The following is a 15,428-nucleotide window of genomic DNA, read 5'->3' on the forward strand; positions in this document are numbered from 1 at the left end:
CCGCCAACTTCAATCTGATCACGCCGAATCTGTGCGACGACGGTCACGACTCGCCGTGCGTGAACGGCCAGCCGGGCGGCCTGACGAGCGCGAACACGTTCCTGCAGAAGTGGGTGCCGATTATCACTGCTTCGCCGGCGTTCCAGCAGGACGGCTTGCTGATCATCAACTTCGACGAAAGCAGTTACGCCACGGTGACGCAGTCGGCCTCGGGCGAGGATCTGATCTTCGCCGGCGCGACCTGCTGCAGCCAGCAGCCGGGTCCCAATCTGCCGGCGTTCCCGCAGACTTCTTCGCTGACGTACAAGGGCATGACGATCAACCTGACGAAGCAGAGCTTCGGCGGCGACCGCACCGGCGCGGTCATGATCTCGAAGTTCATCAAGCCGGGCAGGGTGTCGACGGTGCAGTACAACCATTACTCGATGCTCAAGAGCATTGAAGACATCTTCCAGCTCGACCACCTCGGTTATGCGGCGCAGGCAGGCCTCGTAGGGTTCGGCGGCGACATCTTCACGAACCTGTAAGCGACTCGATGCTGTTTCCCGCAATACGTTTCAACGCGCGCTCCGGCGCGCGGTTTGCAGCGCTTGCCGCGCTGCTTGCTGCGGTCCTGTTGCCTGGTGCGGCAGCGGCCGCAGCGGTTGCCGCGCCTGGCGCTGCCGCCGACGCGAAGCCCGTCTATAGCGATGCTGCCGCGCTCGGCAAGCTGATGTTCTTCGATGCATCGCTATCGGCCTCGGGCAAGATGTCGTGTGCCAGCTGCCATAGCCCGTCGCATGCGTACGGGCCACCCAATGGCCTCGCAGCGCAACTGGGTGGGGCGGACATGCGCTCGCAAGGCACGCGCGCCGTGCCGAGCCTGCGCTACGTGCTGAACCGCACACCCATGTGGAGCCACGCGCAGGCAGCCAGCATGTCCGAGCGGCTGAGCGAAACGGACAATGCGCCGGTGGGCGGATTCGGCTGGGATGGCCGCTTCAACCGCTTGCGCGATCAGGCGAGTTTCCCGCTGCTCAATCCGGATGAGATGGCGAACAAGGACCCGGTGGCAGTGCTCGTCAAACTGGAGCGCGCGCCGTATGCGGCACGCTTCAAGGAAGTGTTCGGCCAGAACATCTTCGCCGACCCGGCCAGGGCGTTCACGCAGGCGATGTACGCGATCGAGCGCTTCGAACTCGAAGACCCGAGCTTTCATCCGTACACCAGCAAGTTCGATTATTACCTCGACGGCAAATTGCAACTAACGGCACAAGAACTGAGAGGCAAAAAACTGTTCGACAATCCGTCGGGCGGCAATTGCGCCGCCTGCCACATCGATCAGGCGGGTGTCGACGGTTCCCATCCACTGTTCACCGACTTCAATTTCCAGGCGCTCGGTGTGCCGCGCAATCCGGAGTTGCGCGCGAACGCCGATCCGAAGTACTTCGACATGGGTTTGTGCGGACCGCTACGCACCGATCAGGCGAGCGACACGAGCAACTGCGGCCTGTTCAAATCGGTCTCGCTGCGCAACACGGCGACGCGCCAGGTGTTCTTCCACAACGGTCGCTTTCATACGCTAAAGGACTCGCTGCGTTTCTACGTTCAGCGCGACACCAATCCGGCGAAGTGGTATCCAAAAGACGCCCACGGCAAGGTCGACAAATTCAACGACTTGCCGGTTGCGCTACGCGTGAACGTCGACACGACCGACGAGCCGCTCACGCGCAAAGCGGGGGAGCGCCCGGTGTGGTCCGAACGGGATATCGACGACGTCGCTGCTTTTCTCGCGACGCTCAACGACGGCTACGTGCCGAAACCGAAGCAGCAGTGATCCGCTCGGGAAGCACCGCGAGTGCGCGAATCCTAAGACGATTTTGGGTCTAATTTGGGGGCAGAGCTATAATGCTCTGATCCCCTTTTCCCCATCCTTCGTTATGAGCCGGTTACTTTGCCTGATCGTGCTTTCGCTCGGACTGATGCAAGCCGCGTCGGCTGACGAAAACAGCGACCGCATGGCCGCGTATCTGACGACGAAATTCGGCCTGGCCAAGGAAAAGGCGCAAAAGATCTCCGACGCGGTGCAATCCGCCGCCTCCAAATATTCCCTCCCGCCGGCGCTCCTGCTGGCGATCATCTCGATCGAATCCCGCTTCAAGGAAAAGGCCAAAGGCTCCAATGGTGCGACTGGGCTGATGCAGGTCGTTCCGGGCGCGCATCGGGGTTTGTTGAGGAACGTGAAAGACCTCACCGAGCCGACCGCGAATATCGACGTGGGCTCGGCGATCCTGTACGGCTACATGCGTTCGGCCAACGGCGACCTGAACGCCGCGCTCAAAAGCTACGGCGGGTCGCAAGCGTATGCGCAGAAAGTAAGCCTGCGCGCCGGCGACTTCGCTGCGCTCAACACGCCGCAAGACGCCGCGCAAAACGCGGACGGCCAGGCGGGTATGTGCGACGCACAGTCCGCGGCCGAGCGTTGCGCTGTGCCGGGAAGCTGGGCGAATGCGTTCACGCTGCCCGCTATCAATGCCGCCGGGCTAAGCGGCGCGGTGACACCGTCGCCGGGCATTCCTCTGACGTCCCACTAAGCGTTATCCCAAATTTTCTTCTTGCTTCGGTGCGCCGCGCCGGGAGCGCCTGCGGCCGTCGACTGTCAAATCTCGTAGGACGCCGCGCTGCGTAGTTTTTACGCACATCAGGCAACCAATCTACAATGCATTCCCATTCGCGCTCACGCAGCGCCCCTTCCGATCGACCATGTTGACCTCCTTCTCCAGAACCACTGCGGCCGCGTTGCTCGGCCTGCTGGCCGTTGCCGCTTGCAGCAGCACGCCGCAGCCGAAATTCCAGCAGGAATTATTCGAAACGGGCGCAAGCCCGTATGCGCGCAATTTCAATTCGAGTACCACGGACGCCTGCGAGGCCGCCCGCCGCGCCCTGCTGAGCCAGGGCTATCTGACGACAATGCCCCGCAGCGATACCGTCGACGGCACCAAGAATTTCCAGCCGACAGGCGATACCCACGTGGTTGTCGAATTTCACGTGGTCTGCACGCCAGGGGAAGAGGCGAGCGATACCAGCATCGTGTACGTCAATGCCGTGCAGAACGGTTTTGCGCTGAAAAAGAGCGATACGTCGGCGAGCGTCGGTCTGAGCGTGCTGGGTTCGCTGTCGTTGCCGATCCGTTCGAATAACGACGCGATGGTCAAGGTTTCGAGCGAGACGATTCCTTCCGGCAAGTTCTATGACCGCTTCTTCGGGCTCGTCGATCACTATTTGCAAACGGTGGTGCGCACGCAGCCGGTCACCAGCAGCCGCATTGAGACGAGTCTCTTGCCAATGCCGGTCGAGGCGCCGGCTCCAGTTCCCGCTCCAGCGCCCAGCTTCGCCATGCCGGACGCCATCGATAAGGCGGCTTCCGCGCAACCGGCGAGCGGAACCGCTGTAGCGCCCTGATTCTTCAGCGCAGGTTCAGCAGGTTAAGGCTGATCAAGGTCTGATCAGCCTTCAATCTCAGCGCGAAGGGGTACTTATCCTATGTCTTTTACTTCATGCGTATATATATATAGTAATAGTTAACAAGGGTTAACCCCTTCTGTGGATAACTCCCAAATGTCGCGTCACATCAACGTCATGCAAGTCCAATAACCCTGCGGAACACGTCTGTAGAAAAACTACAAAGCCGGGATAACTTTGACGGGGCTTGGCTACCGCAGCCCTTTATCAAGATTTCACACACAGGCTGTTCCGTGCACTATCCCAAAGTTATTCATAGGGAATTGTGGATAACTTGCCTTTCAGACCGGGTTTTTACCGGTTGCCGCGTGACTTTTTTCGTCGTTCGCGAGCGCTCGGCAGCGCACAGACCGCTATTCCTCAGACGCGCACATTGAAGCTGGACGGTACGAAGATTGCGTCTCTCATTTTGCAAACGCAACTGTTGCTATTTCGTCAAAACCATTTCGGCGACGACCGATCCAGGCATAAAGTTAAAGTGTTTTCTGAAGTTATTGGTGCGGTGCGGGGGTGTGTAATGAAACGCAGAACAGCACGACAACTAGTCCGTCTTCTCTCGGACATCAGACATGCCACCCATTGCAGTACGCTACGGGCGGCCGCTACCAATCGGGCGATAGCGCTGGCATCCGCGGAAACGGATGAGTCGGCCGCGAGCAGCGACGAGGGCACCGAAGCCACGCACGATGCGCCGCACGACAAACCGATCCGGAGCGGATCATGAGAGCCGCGAGCGAACAGTCACTGCGCTTTCTGGTCGAGAAATGGCTTGCGCCGACGCCGTCGGCTCCCGTTCACGTCACCGAATTTAGCCGCACCCGTCTGGGAGGCCGGCGTTACGTACGCGTCGAGACTTCGCTGGAGGGGGGCTCGCGCGGATTATTCTTCTTTCGTCACGACGACGGGTGCTGGTGCGTGTTTCCGCCCACTGCGGATACGCCGACCGCTCTCGGCTATCCGCGTGCGGCCTGACGGGGTAAGCAGTCCGACGGCGCCGGCCTCGCCCGTTTGGCTGCGGGCGGAGACGATGCGCGGGACTTATAGCGACGCCTGAGGCGCGCGTTCGCGCCCGCGTTGCCAGGCCGGCATCACCTGACAGACGATCAAACCCGCCAGCATCAGCGCGCACCCGAATAGCGCGCGCGCCGACAGCGTTTCACCGAGCACAAGCCAGCCCGCAATCGCGGCAAACACGCCTTCCATGCTGAAAATCACCGCGGCATGCGATGGCGCGGCATGCTGTTGCGCGACCACCTGAATCGTATAAGCGACGCCGACCGACAACGCACCGCCATACACGATGGTCGGCGCGGCGCGCACGATCGCGGCGAGGCTGAGCGGCTCGATGACGAGGCCCACGAGCAGGCACGCGAGCCCGCAGGTCACGAACTGCACGAACGCGAGCATGAGCGTGTCGTGCCGCAGCGCGAAGCGCCCGACCAGCATCATCTGAACGGAAATCACCAGCGCGCCGGCGAGCTGGTACCAGTCGCCGTACAGCATCGAAAAGTGTTCGTTGACGCTCAGGAAATACATGCCGACGACCGCCAGCGCCGCACCGAGCCACGTGCCGATTCCCGTGCGATGCCTGAACAGCACGCCGAGCAAGGGCACGATTACCACGTAGAGCGAACTGATGAAGCCGGCGTTGGCGATCTTCGTGTACTGCAGACCGATCTGCTGGAACGAGATCGACCCGGCGACCACCAGACCAAGCAGCGCGCCGGCGCCGAGCAACTCACGAGCACCGCCGGCGCCGTGTTTTGTCAGCTCGGCCAGTGCGGGGCGGCGCACGCATACGATCATCGTCAGCACGACGAGCGCGCCGAGCAGGAAGCGTAGCCCGGTGAACAGAAATGGTCCGATGGCGTCGAGACTCAGGCGTTGTGCGACGAACGCGGAGCCCCAGATCATCGCTGCGAGCAGCATCAGAAGATTGGCGCGCAGGTGCTGGCGGGTGTCGGCTTTCAAAGGCGGTTTTTCAAATGGAGTGGTTCTGACAAGGCATTCGAGGCTGGTTGGCGGTGCAGCGTTTGCCTACAAACAGTAATTTTATCCGGGCACTAGCGCGACTCGCGCGTAAATCGAGCGACCGCGACAAGGAACGCGGATGCGTGACGACAACCTTGCCTGACCTCGACTAGGTAGTCTCCCTGATATCTGATGCCTGGTGGGTGAAAGCGTTTCGAAAGAAGGCTGTCTCCCGGAAAATACACATCGAGTTTTACGCATGACAAACTGCCTACGCTGGGTAATACTCTCCCGCGGGGAGCGGGAAGGCGCCTCAAGCCCTGTCTGCTTCACCGTGCAGCTTATTCATTCACATTGACTCAGTCGTCAGGTTTGGGGAACAACACATGAAAAAAGTTATCGTCTCGCTCGCAGCCGCTTCGATCGCGCTGGTTTCCGTTCAAGCTTTCGCACAAGCGTCCGACGCAGCAGCACCGGCTGCCGCAGCTAGCGCGCCGAAGAAGCACCACATCAAGCAACTGAAGACGCACGGCAAGCGTGCTCCGGTTGCGGCAGCAGCTTCGGCAGCTGGTACGAACGACAAGGGCGCAGCAAACTAAGCTGACGTTCGTCGCGTCAGGCGAGCCTCACTGCTTCACCGCATTGCGCCGCCGTCCGGCTGGTGCAGCGGGAACCTGTATGAAGGCGCCGCCAGCGAAAGGGCCAGAGCTTACGCTCTGGCCTTTTTGTTTTTGCAGCGCGAGTTGCGTGGCAATTAGCCTGCGAGGCCGCGCCTGATCACTTCGTTCAGCAGACCCGTCATACCTTCGGGATGCGTAGCGGCCCGCGCTTTCAGCTCGGTGACCAGTTCGTCGTTCAGCTTGCAGGCAAAGGCGACGAGGCCTTGCGCCTGGTCGAGCTTGCGCTGTTCCCGGCGATCGAGTTTCGCCTCTGCACCCGCTGCTTTACCGAAGCGGTCGGCAGTTGCCAGCTTCATTGCGTTGTTCAGCTTGAGTGCCTTGTTTTTCTCAAGGTCGGTCTTTTTCATCGCCATACGGAAGGCCTCTGCCAGATAAGTAATCCCGCATTGTACGCACCGCGCCGGGCGTCACGCGAGCGAGCGGCGCCGCGTAGTCACGCGCGGAGCCGGCATCGTCCGGGAGAAGCTCACGAACGGCGGTCCCCCGGCGCCGCCACGCTGTCCATCAGCGCGCGCATTCTTTGCCAGTGCGTGCCTTCCCAGAAGACGCGTTGGCACACGTCGCAGGTCACGAATTGGGCATGCCGCTGCAGCACCCCGTCGGGGGCGCGGGCGCCGACTTCTTCTTTGGCGATACGTCGCAGCGGCGCATTGCACATCAGACATAAGCGGAATGGTTGCGCGCTGCCGGCCAGATCGAGCCGTTCAAACACTTCGCGCAATTGCTCGCGTGGCCTGAGCGCTCGAACGTAGCAGCCATGCGTGATGCTGCGGCGTTTCAATAGCTCGCGGTCGCGTGTCAGGACAATGCGCTGTTGCGCGGCGGCGAGCGCTTCTATGTCGGCGTCCGGGTAATGGTTGTCGTACAGCGTATCGAAGCCGGCAAGCCGCAGCAGCGGCGCCAGACCGCCGAGATGCGCATCGGCGATGAAACGCACCACGCGCAAGGGCCGTTCACGCACGCGCAGGAGCGGCTGGATGTCGAGCGCTTCAAACTTGGGATAAACGGCGATGCGATCGCCTTCTGAAACGGGATGATTGAAACCGACCGACTCGCCGTTCACCAGAATCAGTTCGACTTCGGTGTGCGGCACGCCGAGCACTTCGATCATGTGCTTCGCGGTGGCACCCGGTGCGCAGGCGTAACTGAACGCGCGCCGGCGCAGCGGCCGGGCGAGAAAATCGTTCAGCTCCTCGTAGAAGCGGAAAGTCGCGGTGACCATCGCTCCAGTATCGCACCGTGTTTCATTGTGCGCTGCCCTGCATCTGTCGCATGGGTGTGCTTTACTTCCAGTTCTTTAGAAGATGGAGCGACAGATGGACATCGGTTTTATCGGCCTCGGCGAAATGGGCGCTGCGATGGTTGTAAACATTTTGAAGGCTGGGCATCAGGTGCGCGTGTGGAATCGCTCGCCGGAGCGCGCGCAGGCGCTTGCCGACGTCGGTGCGCGGGTCGTCGCGACGCCGGCCGAAGCGTTTGCGGGCGACGCCGTGCTCTCGATGCTCGCCGACGACGCCGCCTTGCGCGAAGTCGTGACCGCGTCGTTGCTAGAGCACGCTCCGCGCGGGCTGATCCACGTGAACATGGCGACGGTCTCGGTGGCGCTGGCCGAGGAACTGGCGACAGCGCACGCGTCGCGCGGCATTCACTATGTTGCCGCGCCGGTGATGGGCCGGCCTGACGTCGCTGCGGCGGGCAAGCTGACGATCGTCGCGGCCGGGCCGGCTGAATCGATCGACCGCGTCCAGCCGATTTTCGACGCGATCGGCCAGAAAACCTGGCGCATCGGGTCATTGCCGCAACAGGCGAACGTCATGAAGCTCGCGGCTAATTTCATGCTCGCATCCGCGGTCGAGACCCTGGGCGAAGCGGCCACACTGGTGGCCGGGCATGGCGTCGGCATGCAGGATTTCCTCGACGTAATCACGAGCGGCCTGTTCCCCGGACCGGTCTACGCGGGTTACGGCAAGATGATCGCCGAGCAGCGCTATGAGCCGGCGCTGTTCAAGGCGCGCCTCGGTCTGAAGGACGTGCGCCTTGCGCTGGCCGCGGCCGATGCTGTTACGACGCCGCTGCCGATTGCGAGCGTGGTGCGCGACAGCCTGCTTGAAGCCGTGGCCCACGGCGACGGTGAGAAGGACTTTGCGGTGCTGGGCCAGGTTGCCGCACGGCGGGCCGGACGCTAAGAAACCGCAAGCATGGGCAAATGCTGACGGGTGCGGGCGGGCATAATGGCCGCCCAATCCTCATTTTGGTCGTAAGTCCCATGAGTCTGCATACTTGGTGGCTGTTTGTTGCCACGGTCTTTGTCATTTCCGCGATTCCCGGTCCGAACATGCTGCTCGTGATGACGCACGGCGCTCAGCACGGGCTGCGCCGCTCCAGTGCGACCATGGCGGGGTGCCTGTCAGCGCTGGTGTTGATGCTGTCGGTCTCGGCGGCCGGGCTGGGCGTATTTCTCGCGGCCTGGCCGGCCATGTTCGACGCGCTGCGCATGATCGGCGCGGCTTACCTCGTGTATCTCGGCGTCAAGGCCTGGCGCGCTCCGGCTGATGAAGCTGCCGCCGGTGAGGCCGACGCATTGGCCGCAAAGCCCGCGCGCTCGGCTTTCGCGCTGTTCCGCAACGGTTTTCTGGTGGCGGGCAGCAATCCCAAGGCGATCCTGTTCGCCGCCGCGCTGCTGCCGCAATTCATCGACGCCGCACAACCCAAGCTGCCGCAGTTCGGCGTGCTGGTTGCCACTTTCGCCACGATCGAGGTGAGCTGGTACCTGGTCTACGCGGGCTTCGGCACGCGAATCGGCGCGAAGCTGAAGAGCCGCAGCGTCGCGCGGATGTTCAATCGTCTGACTGGAGGCGTGTTTGTCGGCTTCGGCGCGATGATGGCGCTGGTGCGCCACTAGGCGCGGAGGCGCAGGGCGCAGGGCGCAGGGCGCATGGCCCGGCCAACCGGCTATGGCGAGACGACTGGTGGTGCGTTGCATTTTTGCAACTCGAGGGTCTACCCTAATTTGCATGTTGCGTCGCACCAAACGATTTGCTATAGTTCGTCTTGTCTCCTCCATGTCTCCTCTGATATGGATTCAGCCCGCCAACCTAGGCGGGCTTTTTTTTTGCCCAAATTTCCCGCCCCCATAAACAACAAAACCGGCCGACCCCTGCACGGGGCCGCCGGCTGCGTGGCTAAACGCCTGCCCGACCTAGAACTTGTACGAGAGGGCCAGGAACGAAATGATCGGATCGGCCGCCAGGTCTGCCTTGGTGACAGACAGTTCGGTACCGTCCGCAGCCTTGATGATGACCGACGAGGTCGTCTTTAGCGGAATGTACGTGACCGATGCGACCAGTCCCCAGTGGTCGGTAAAGTTGTACGCCAGACCGGCATTGAACACTGGCGCCCAGGACGAGGATGCTTTCGCCGACACCTGCGTCTGGCCCGGCTTGCCCGCGCCGGCGGCCAGCACGGCGCCGAGGTTGTTCTGCGTCGACGTGATGAAGTTCTGGCTCAGCTGGAGGTCGGAAAACCAGTTATACGACACGCCAATACCGACAAATGGCCGGAACTTCGCGGTCGGCTCATTGAAGTAGTACTGGAACAGCAACGCCGGGCTCCACTGGCGCACGCTCTTCACAATGGGATTGGCTTGCGGGTCGCCGAGGTTCTGTGTGCCGAGCGCGCCTGCCGGTCCCGGTGGCTTGATGGTGCCGCGCCCTGAGATCTGGAACACCGGCGGTATGCCCGCCACCGTCGATACGGCAATGTGATCGGTGACGTAATGGCTGAATACCAGACCGGCGGTATCGGCGTTGCTGCTCGACAGGCTCGTGCCGGACGACGTGAACGAACTCGGCAGGCGCAGCGGCGTGTTGATCGGCACGGGCGCGACGTTGGTGGTGAGCGGCGTGCTCGATTTTGTCGGCGTCACATGGAACCAGCCGAGCACGGCGACGTTGTCGCCCGCATGCTGGGCGTGCGCACTGGCGCACAAGCAGGCGCCCAGTATCGCAAGTAAGAACTTTTTCATGTTGCTTCTCCCTGAGGCACGCGTACGCACATCGCCCGCGGCGCGGCGCTCGGCGAATACGCCGGCGCGCTGCCTGTTCGTTGGGCACCGGCTGCCGCGCCGCGACGCTACGCGGCAGCCGGGACGCGAACGCCACGTTGCGGATTGGCGGCGCGTGCTGCGCCTGTTACTGGACGAAGGCGCCGATCGTGAAGTACGGCGAGGCCGCGTTGGTCAGATCGAGGTAGCCGAACACGCCGCCCGTGAAGATCATCTTTCCGGTTGGCGTGGTGCCGGTCGTTGCGCCCACCTGCGTGGTGGTCACGACGCCCGGCACGGCTTGCGTGAAGTCCAGATTCAGCGCCGTCGCGAGCGATGCCTGCGAAGCGTTGAACGGATCGAGCAGCGTGGCTTGCGTGCCCTCGAGCGCGGTGGTGCGGTAGTCGAACTGGCTATCCACGCCGATGTACTCACCGTTTTGCGAGTTCACCGTGATTGCGCTTTGCGGCGCCAGGATCGAGATGCCCGATTCGTCGTCGGCGTACGGTCCGAGCGCGCCGTTCTGCGGCACGGTCACCGACGAGTTCGCCGCGCCGGTGCGCACGAGGATTGGCACCAACTGGTTGCGCAGCTTGCCGACGATCATGTAACCGCGCGCCTCCGGCGTGGTCGCGAGTGTCGGTTTCGCCTGGCCGAGGAAGTTGTTGGTCTGGAACGCGCCGCTGCCGTCGGCCGACTGGGCGAAGTTGCTGCCCGGCTGCTGGCATTTGCCGGCGTTGACACCGGAGTTGTCGCACTCGCTCCACGTGCCGTCCGCGTTGATCGTGATCTTCGAATTGACCGCGACGGGCAGGAAGTTCTGTGACGGGACCTGGTGATAGCCGAGCTGGTTATAGGTGCCGGCCACGTTCGCGATATTCGTTTCAATCGACGAGAAGCCGATGAACGGGTAGTACGGGAACTTGGTATCTGGTACGGCGCCGACGCCGAGAATGCCGCCGAACGAAATTTCCGCGCCCGGGATGGTGCCGCCCGCCACACCCTCGCCAACAAAGATCCGCGCCGGACGATTCGGATCGAGGCTCGCGCCGTTCAGGCGAAACGCGCATTGATTGAGCTTGTTGGTCGGCAGCAAGGTTTCCTGGGTCAGCGTGCCGCTGGCGCTCTGGCCCGCACGCGTCGGTACGACGGTGCCCGTGGTTGCCGGGATCGGCGACTCGATGTAGTTGACCTGCCAGGTCATCTTGGTCGTATCGAGTTGCAGCTTGACGAGTTCGCCGTCGCCGCCGCCACCCGTGAACACCGTGTTGTAGTCGAGCGAGGCCGGACACAGACGGACTTCTGTCACCGGACCGTCGCCGCCGCTACCACTGCACGCCCCCAGCAACGGTGCTGCAAGAGCGAGCACCGAAATGATTCTCCAATTCATACCGCCTCCAGAATTTTCTCGTTGTGTGGCCGGCTCCCAGTCCAGCCACCCTTTGCTTTATTTATGTCTCGTACAGCGAATTGCCGGTCCCTGGTGCCTTATTTGCTGATCTGCGCTCCAATGCCGAAGTAAGGCGTACTTGGCGTATCCGAATTGGCCGAGGTTGAGGTGATGCCGCCGTTTTCCACACCCTGAATCGCGATGGCGTACAAGCCGCCCGACGCGATCGCAAGGCCCGTTTTGCCGTTGGTGTCCTGCACGCCGACGAGTCCGGGGCTCGCCAGGCCATAGCCCAGACCGAAGCCGCTTTCCGCCGCGGACGTGCTCGGATTGATGAATGTGCCGACGGCGCCCTGGATCAGCGTCGCGGTGTACTTGAAGTTCGAATCCGCGCCGACATACCCGCCGTCGAAACCGCCGGAGGCGAGCGGTGTGGCTGCGGCGAGCATGGCGATGCCGGATTCGTCGTCGACTTTCGCGTCGAGATGCAGCGGGGCGGTGCCGAGATTGATGAAGCCCGTGCGCACGACCAGCGGGACGGTTGCGCCGTTGATCTGGCCGAGAATCATGTGCGCCGTCCCCGACTTGCCGGTCGCGCCGATGATCGGCAGCTTGAACTGCTGCACGATCTGCGGTGCCTGCTGGCTGTCGAAATAGCCGTTGGCGTTTGACGTCCACGGATTGCCGGTGCTCAGGCAGCCGCCGGCGTTCGGCGAGTAGTTCGGATTGGCAGTGTTGCTGCTGGTGCACGTGCCGCTGGCATCAAACGTTTCAACCGTGTTGGTCGCGACGGTCGCGTAGTTGCCCGACGGCGCCAGGTGATAGAGCAGGCCGTTATAGGTGCCGGGCAACTTGGTGATGTCGGTCGTCGTGGTGGCGAAACCGAGGAACGGATAGAAGTCGAAATGGCGGCTCGGCACCGCGCCGATGCCGGAGCCCACGAGCGGAATGGAGAGCCCGTCGAACTCGACGGTCGCGCCTGGAATGCCGCCGCCCGCCACGCCGAGACCCACGAGGATCATGGGCGGATTGGGGTTGTTGACGAAATCGGGCGTCGTGTACGGCTGGCCGTCGCCGGCCGCGGTACCGGTGCCGGCGCCGAGGATGAAGGCGCAGCGCGTCTGTTCGGCGGTCGGCAGCGCACCGGTCGGCGGGTGGATTACCGCGCCCGTGATCTGCGTACCTGCACGGGTCGGCGTGACCTGTCCCGTGCGCAACGGAATCGGCGACTCGAGCCACTTGAGGGTGTACTTCATCGCCGTCGCGTCGATGTTCAACTGCACCACTTCGCCGCTACCCGCGCCACCCAGGAAGGTGGTCTTGACGATATCGGCGGTCGCGGGACAGAGCGCCGCCGTGCTCGGAGCGGAGGGCGGCGGACCTTGCACGCCACAACTCGCGCCTGAGCATTGCGGAGGGTTGACCGGGCCTGGATTGTCGGCCTTGCCGCCACCGCAAGCGATCAGGAATGGGGCCGTGGCAAGGGCCATCGCCAGGCCTCGAGTAATGGCTTGCGACATGCTGCTGTCTCCCTTCATGTAATTGTGCGAACTAATTTCGCCGCGCTATTAATGCCTGTCAATTGAATGAGCCGTCTAAAAAGATCGATTCAAACAGCGCATTGGCGGCCGGCTGCGCGCCGTGTGGACGTCGGCCGCCCTTTTAAACAAAAAAGAGAATTTCGCGCGAGGAGCGGCACCGTTGCTTCGCCGCACACCCTTGCCAGGTAAGCGTTACAGCAAAATGGCTCTATCATCTGCGAACGATCGTTCGACAAAAAGTCCGGAGTTTCCCTATGCGGAAAACTATGCTGAGCGGGTTGCTGACAGGGATGAATTACCGGGAATTTGCTGAGCAGTCCGATTTTTATTTTTTAAGTAATGCGGGCTAATACTGATTAACTGTGAGGTGGGGAGTTTGAAAAGGCGGATTTTTAAAACAGAAAAGCCGGCTCTGGCGAACCGGCTTTTGCGTGGATTGACAGCGAATTGCTCGCTGTATCTCGAACTTGCCTAGCGTTTCAAGCCGGTTTCCTCGGCGGCGCCGATTGCGAGGTTCATGCACTGGATCGCGGCACCGGAAGCACCCTTGCCCAGATTGTCCAGGCGCGCGACGGTCACGAAGCGCTCCTCGTTGCCGAACACGAACAGGTCGACACGGTTGGTGTCGTTGTTCGCCTGGACGTCGAAGAAGCCGCCGTCGAGGTTCGCATCCGCGTCGAACGGTGCGACGTGCACGAACGCTTCGCCCGCGTAGTACTCCGCGAGCAGCGCACGCACGTCTTGCGGGGTCGTCTTCTTGGCCAACTGGTTTGGCGAGAAGTAGGTCGTCACCGCGAGACCCTTGTAGAAGTCGCCGACGATCGGCGTGAAGACCGGTGCCGACTTCAGGCCCGTGTGCGCCGCCATTTCCGGCAGATGCTTGTGCGTGAGGCCGAGCGCGTACGGGCGCGGACTCTTGAGCCGGTCGTTGCCGCCGGCTTCGTAGTCGGCAATCATTTTCTTGCCACCGCCGCTGTAGCCGGTAATCGAGTAGGCGTGCGCGCCGAATTCGGGCGCCACCACGCCACCTTCGACCAGCGGACGCATGGCCAGCACGAACGCCGACGCATGGCAGCCCGGCACGGCAATGCGTTTCGCCGTGCGCAGACGCTCGCGTTGCGAGCGGGCCAGCTCAGGCAAGCCGTAAGCCCAGTCGGCGGCGGTGCGGAAGGCGGTGCTGGCATCGATCAGCACGGTGCGATCGTTCTCGACCAGAGAAGCCGATTCGCGCGAGGCGACGTCGGGCAGACACAGGAACGTAACGTCAGAGGCGTTGATGAGACGACGGCGCTCATCGAGGTCTTTGCGCTTCGCTTCTTCGATACGCAGAATCTCGACATCGGCGCGTTGCGACAGGTATTCAAAAATCTTCAGGCCGGTCGTGCCTTCCTGTCCGTCGACAAATACTTTCGTGCTCATCTCGATCTCACTAGCTTGCTGGAAACGGGGCGCGACGCCGCGCCGGAACGTTATTTTAAGACCTGACGGCGCCAGGCGCGCAAAAGGCATGAAAAAACGACGATGCGCGCCTGACGTGACACCGGAATGACCGCTCATGCATCCGATTCGGGCCGATTCAAGCTGAATCGGCCGGCTTGCGGCAAGCCGTGCGTCAGCGGACCGCAGCGAGCCACCGCGCAGTGGCGCCAGCAATCCGGGCGCCGAACATGCGCGCCGTTTCGAGATCGCCGGCGGGCGGCGCTTCCTCGGGCGACGCGTCGGCCGGCGACTGCGTGAGCAGGCCCGTAAAGCCGCCCACGTAGTTCAGGTCGTTGCGCGTGGCCGCCTTGGTGTTCGACGGCATCATGCCGGTGCCTGCCCAGATCATGCTGTGCTGCATGGCCAGGGTGACGAAGTACTGGATCGTCGAGAACTTGTCGCCGTTCATGGTCGCCGAGTTGGTGAAGCCGGCCGCGATCTTGTCCTTCCACGTCTGGCCGAACCATGCCTTCGAGCTCGCGTCGGCGAATTTCTTGAAGTCGGCGGAAGGGCCGCCCATGTAGGTCGGCGCGCCGAAGATGATGGCGTCGGCCTCCGCCAGTTCGGTCCACGCCGCGTCGTCGATCTCGCCGACCGGCAGGAGTTTCGCGCTCGCGCCGGCGTCGAGGGCACCCGCCAGCACGGCCTCGGCGACTTTTTTCGTGTGGCCGTAGCCGCTGTGATAAACGATGACAATCTTCGACATGGACTCTCCGCAAAGTAAGGGGGAAGGGCTGGGTACGGCGAAGGTGCGCACAGGCAGCGGCAAGTATGGCGCACATCGCGCGGGAACACCTTAACGTGCGCGAATGACAGAAATTTCG

General features: G+C 62.4%; 16 protein-coding genes. 8 read left to right on the forward strand and 8 right to left on the reverse strand.

The genetic code is table 11. The features are described 5' to 3' along the window. The 5 genes from A6V37_RS31355 to A6V37_RS31375 all read left to right on the forward strand — a co-directional run. The coding region (locus tag A6V37_RS31355; protein ID WP_244174063.1) for an alkaline phosphatase family protein at window positions 1–527 on the forward strand (527 nt) is incomplete at its 5' end. Between the two features lie 8 nt (window positions 528–535). Further along, a complete protein-coding gene (locus A6V37_RS31360) occupies window positions 536–1,816 on the forward strand; it encodes a cytochrome-c peroxidase (protein WP_064268281.1) in 1,281 nt (426 codons plus the stop codon). Window positions 1,817–1,919: 103 nt separating this feature from the next. After that, window positions 1,920–2,573: a lytic transglycosylase domain-containing protein gene (locus A6V37_RS31365; RefSeq protein ID WP_064268282.1), complete on the forward strand. Its 654-nt coding sequence runs from the start codon at window positions 1,920–1,922 to the stop codon at window positions 2,571–2,573. Between the two features lie 169 nt (window positions 2,574–2,742). Further along, window positions 2,743–3,441, forward strand: a complete 699-nt coding sequence (locus A6V37_RS31370) for a DUF2242 domain-containing protein (protein ID WP_064268283.1) — start codon at window positions 2,743–2,745, stop codon at window positions 3,439–3,441. A gap of 780 nt (window positions 3,442–4,221) precedes the next feature. Then, complete coding sequence (locus tag A6V37_RS31375) at window positions 4,222–4,473, forward strand: hypothetical protein (protein WP_064268284.1); 252 nt, start codon at window positions 4,222–4,224, stop codon at window positions 4,471–4,473. 66 nt (window positions 4,474–4,539) lie between these two features. Here A6V37_RS31375 and A6V37_RS31380 read toward each other — a convergent pair whose 3' ends face one another. Beyond that, window positions 4,540–5,472 (reverse strand): DMT family transporter, encoded by a 933-nt coding sequence (locus tag A6V37_RS31380; protein WP_100249394.1) that lies wholly within the window; start codon window positions 5,470–5,472, stop codon window positions 4,540–4,542. Between the two features lie 386 nt (window positions 5,473–5,858). Between A6V37_RS31380 and A6V37_RS31385 the strand changes: the two genes are divergently transcribed. Next, complete coding sequence (locus tag A6V37_RS31385; RefSeq protein WP_064268285.1) at window positions 5,859–6,071, forward strand: hypothetical protein; 213 nt, start codon at window positions 5,859–5,861, stop codon at window positions 6,069–6,071. 155 nt (window positions 6,072–6,226) lie between these two features. On the opposite strand, the gene A6V37_RS31390 is transcribed toward A6V37_RS31385, so the two are convergent. Together A6V37_RS31390 and A6V37_RS31395 are read right to left on the reverse strand one after the other, a co-directional pair. Continuing rightward, window positions 6,227–6,505: a hypothetical protein gene (locus tag A6V37_RS31390; RefSeq protein ID WP_064268286.1), complete on the reverse strand. Its 279-nt coding sequence runs from the start codon at window positions 6,503–6,505 to the stop codon at window positions 6,227–6,229. Between the two features lie 113 nt (window positions 6,506–6,618). Continuing rightward, window positions 6,619–7,374 carry a Mut7-C RNAse domain-containing protein gene (locus tag A6V37_RS31395; RefSeq protein ID WP_064268287.1) on the reverse strand — a complete coding sequence of 252 codons (756 nt, stop codon included), beginning with the start codon at window positions 7,372–7,374 and terminating at the stop codon, window positions 6,619–6,621. 94 nt (window positions 7,375–7,468) lie between these two features. Between A6V37_RS31395 and A6V37_RS31400 the strand changes: the two genes are divergently transcribed. Together A6V37_RS31400 and A6V37_RS31405 are read left to right on the forward strand one after the other, a co-directional pair. Continuing rightward, window positions 7,469–8,338: an NAD(P)-dependent oxidoreductase gene (locus tag A6V37_RS31400; RefSeq protein ID WP_064268288.1), complete on the forward strand. Its 870-nt coding sequence runs from the start codon at window positions 7,469–7,471 to the stop codon at window positions 8,336–8,338. Between the two features lie 80 nt (window positions 8,339–8,418). Further along, a complete protein-coding gene (locus A6V37_RS31405; RefSeq protein WP_064268289.1) occupies window positions 8,419–9,054 on the forward strand; it encodes a LysE family translocator in 636 nt (211 codons plus the stop codon). Window positions 9,055–9,351: 297 nt separating this feature from the next. Here A6V37_RS31405 and A6V37_RS31410 read toward each other — a convergent pair whose 3' ends face one another. From A6V37_RS31410 to A6V37_RS31430, 5 genes are all read right to left on the reverse strand, one after another. After that, window positions 9,352–10,176 (reverse strand): OmpW/AlkL family protein, encoded by an 825-nt coding sequence (locus A6V37_RS31410; protein WP_064268290.1) that lies wholly within the window; start codon window positions 10,174–10,176, stop codon window positions 9,352–9,354. Between the two features lie 166 nt (window positions 10,177–10,342). Continuing rightward, window positions 10,343–11,584, reverse strand: a complete 1,242-nt coding sequence (locus A6V37_RS31415) for a DUF2957 domain-containing protein (protein WP_064268291.1) — start codon at window positions 11,582–11,584, stop codon at window positions 10,343–10,345. Between the two features lie 98 nt (window positions 11,585–11,682). Further along, window positions 11,683–13,104, reverse strand: coding sequence for a DUF2957 domain-containing protein (locus A6V37_RS31420; RefSeq protein ID WP_064268292.1), 1,422 nt, complete (start codon window positions 13,102–13,104; stop codon window positions 11,683–11,685). A gap of 492 nt (window positions 13,105–13,596) precedes the next feature. Further along, on the reverse strand, window positions 13,597–14,544 hold the full coding sequence (gene argC, locus A6V37_RS31425) for an N-acetyl-gamma-glutamyl-phosphate reductase (RefSeq protein WP_064268321.1): 948 nt from the start codon (window positions 14,542–14,544) through the stop codon (window positions 13,597–13,599). 193 nt (window positions 14,545–14,737) lie between these two features. Continuing rightward, entirely contained in the window at window positions 14,738–15,310 is a 573-nt protein-coding gene (locus A6V37_RS31430; protein WP_064268293.1) for a flavodoxin family protein, read from the reverse strand. Window positions 15,311–15,428: the final 118 nt, after the last annotated feature.

This window comes from Paraburkholderia ginsengiterrae (genome assembly GCF_001645125.1).
GTDB lineage: Bacteria > Pseudomonadota > Gammaproteobacteria > Burkholderiales > Burkholderiaceae > Paraburkholderia > Paraburkholderia ginsengiterrae.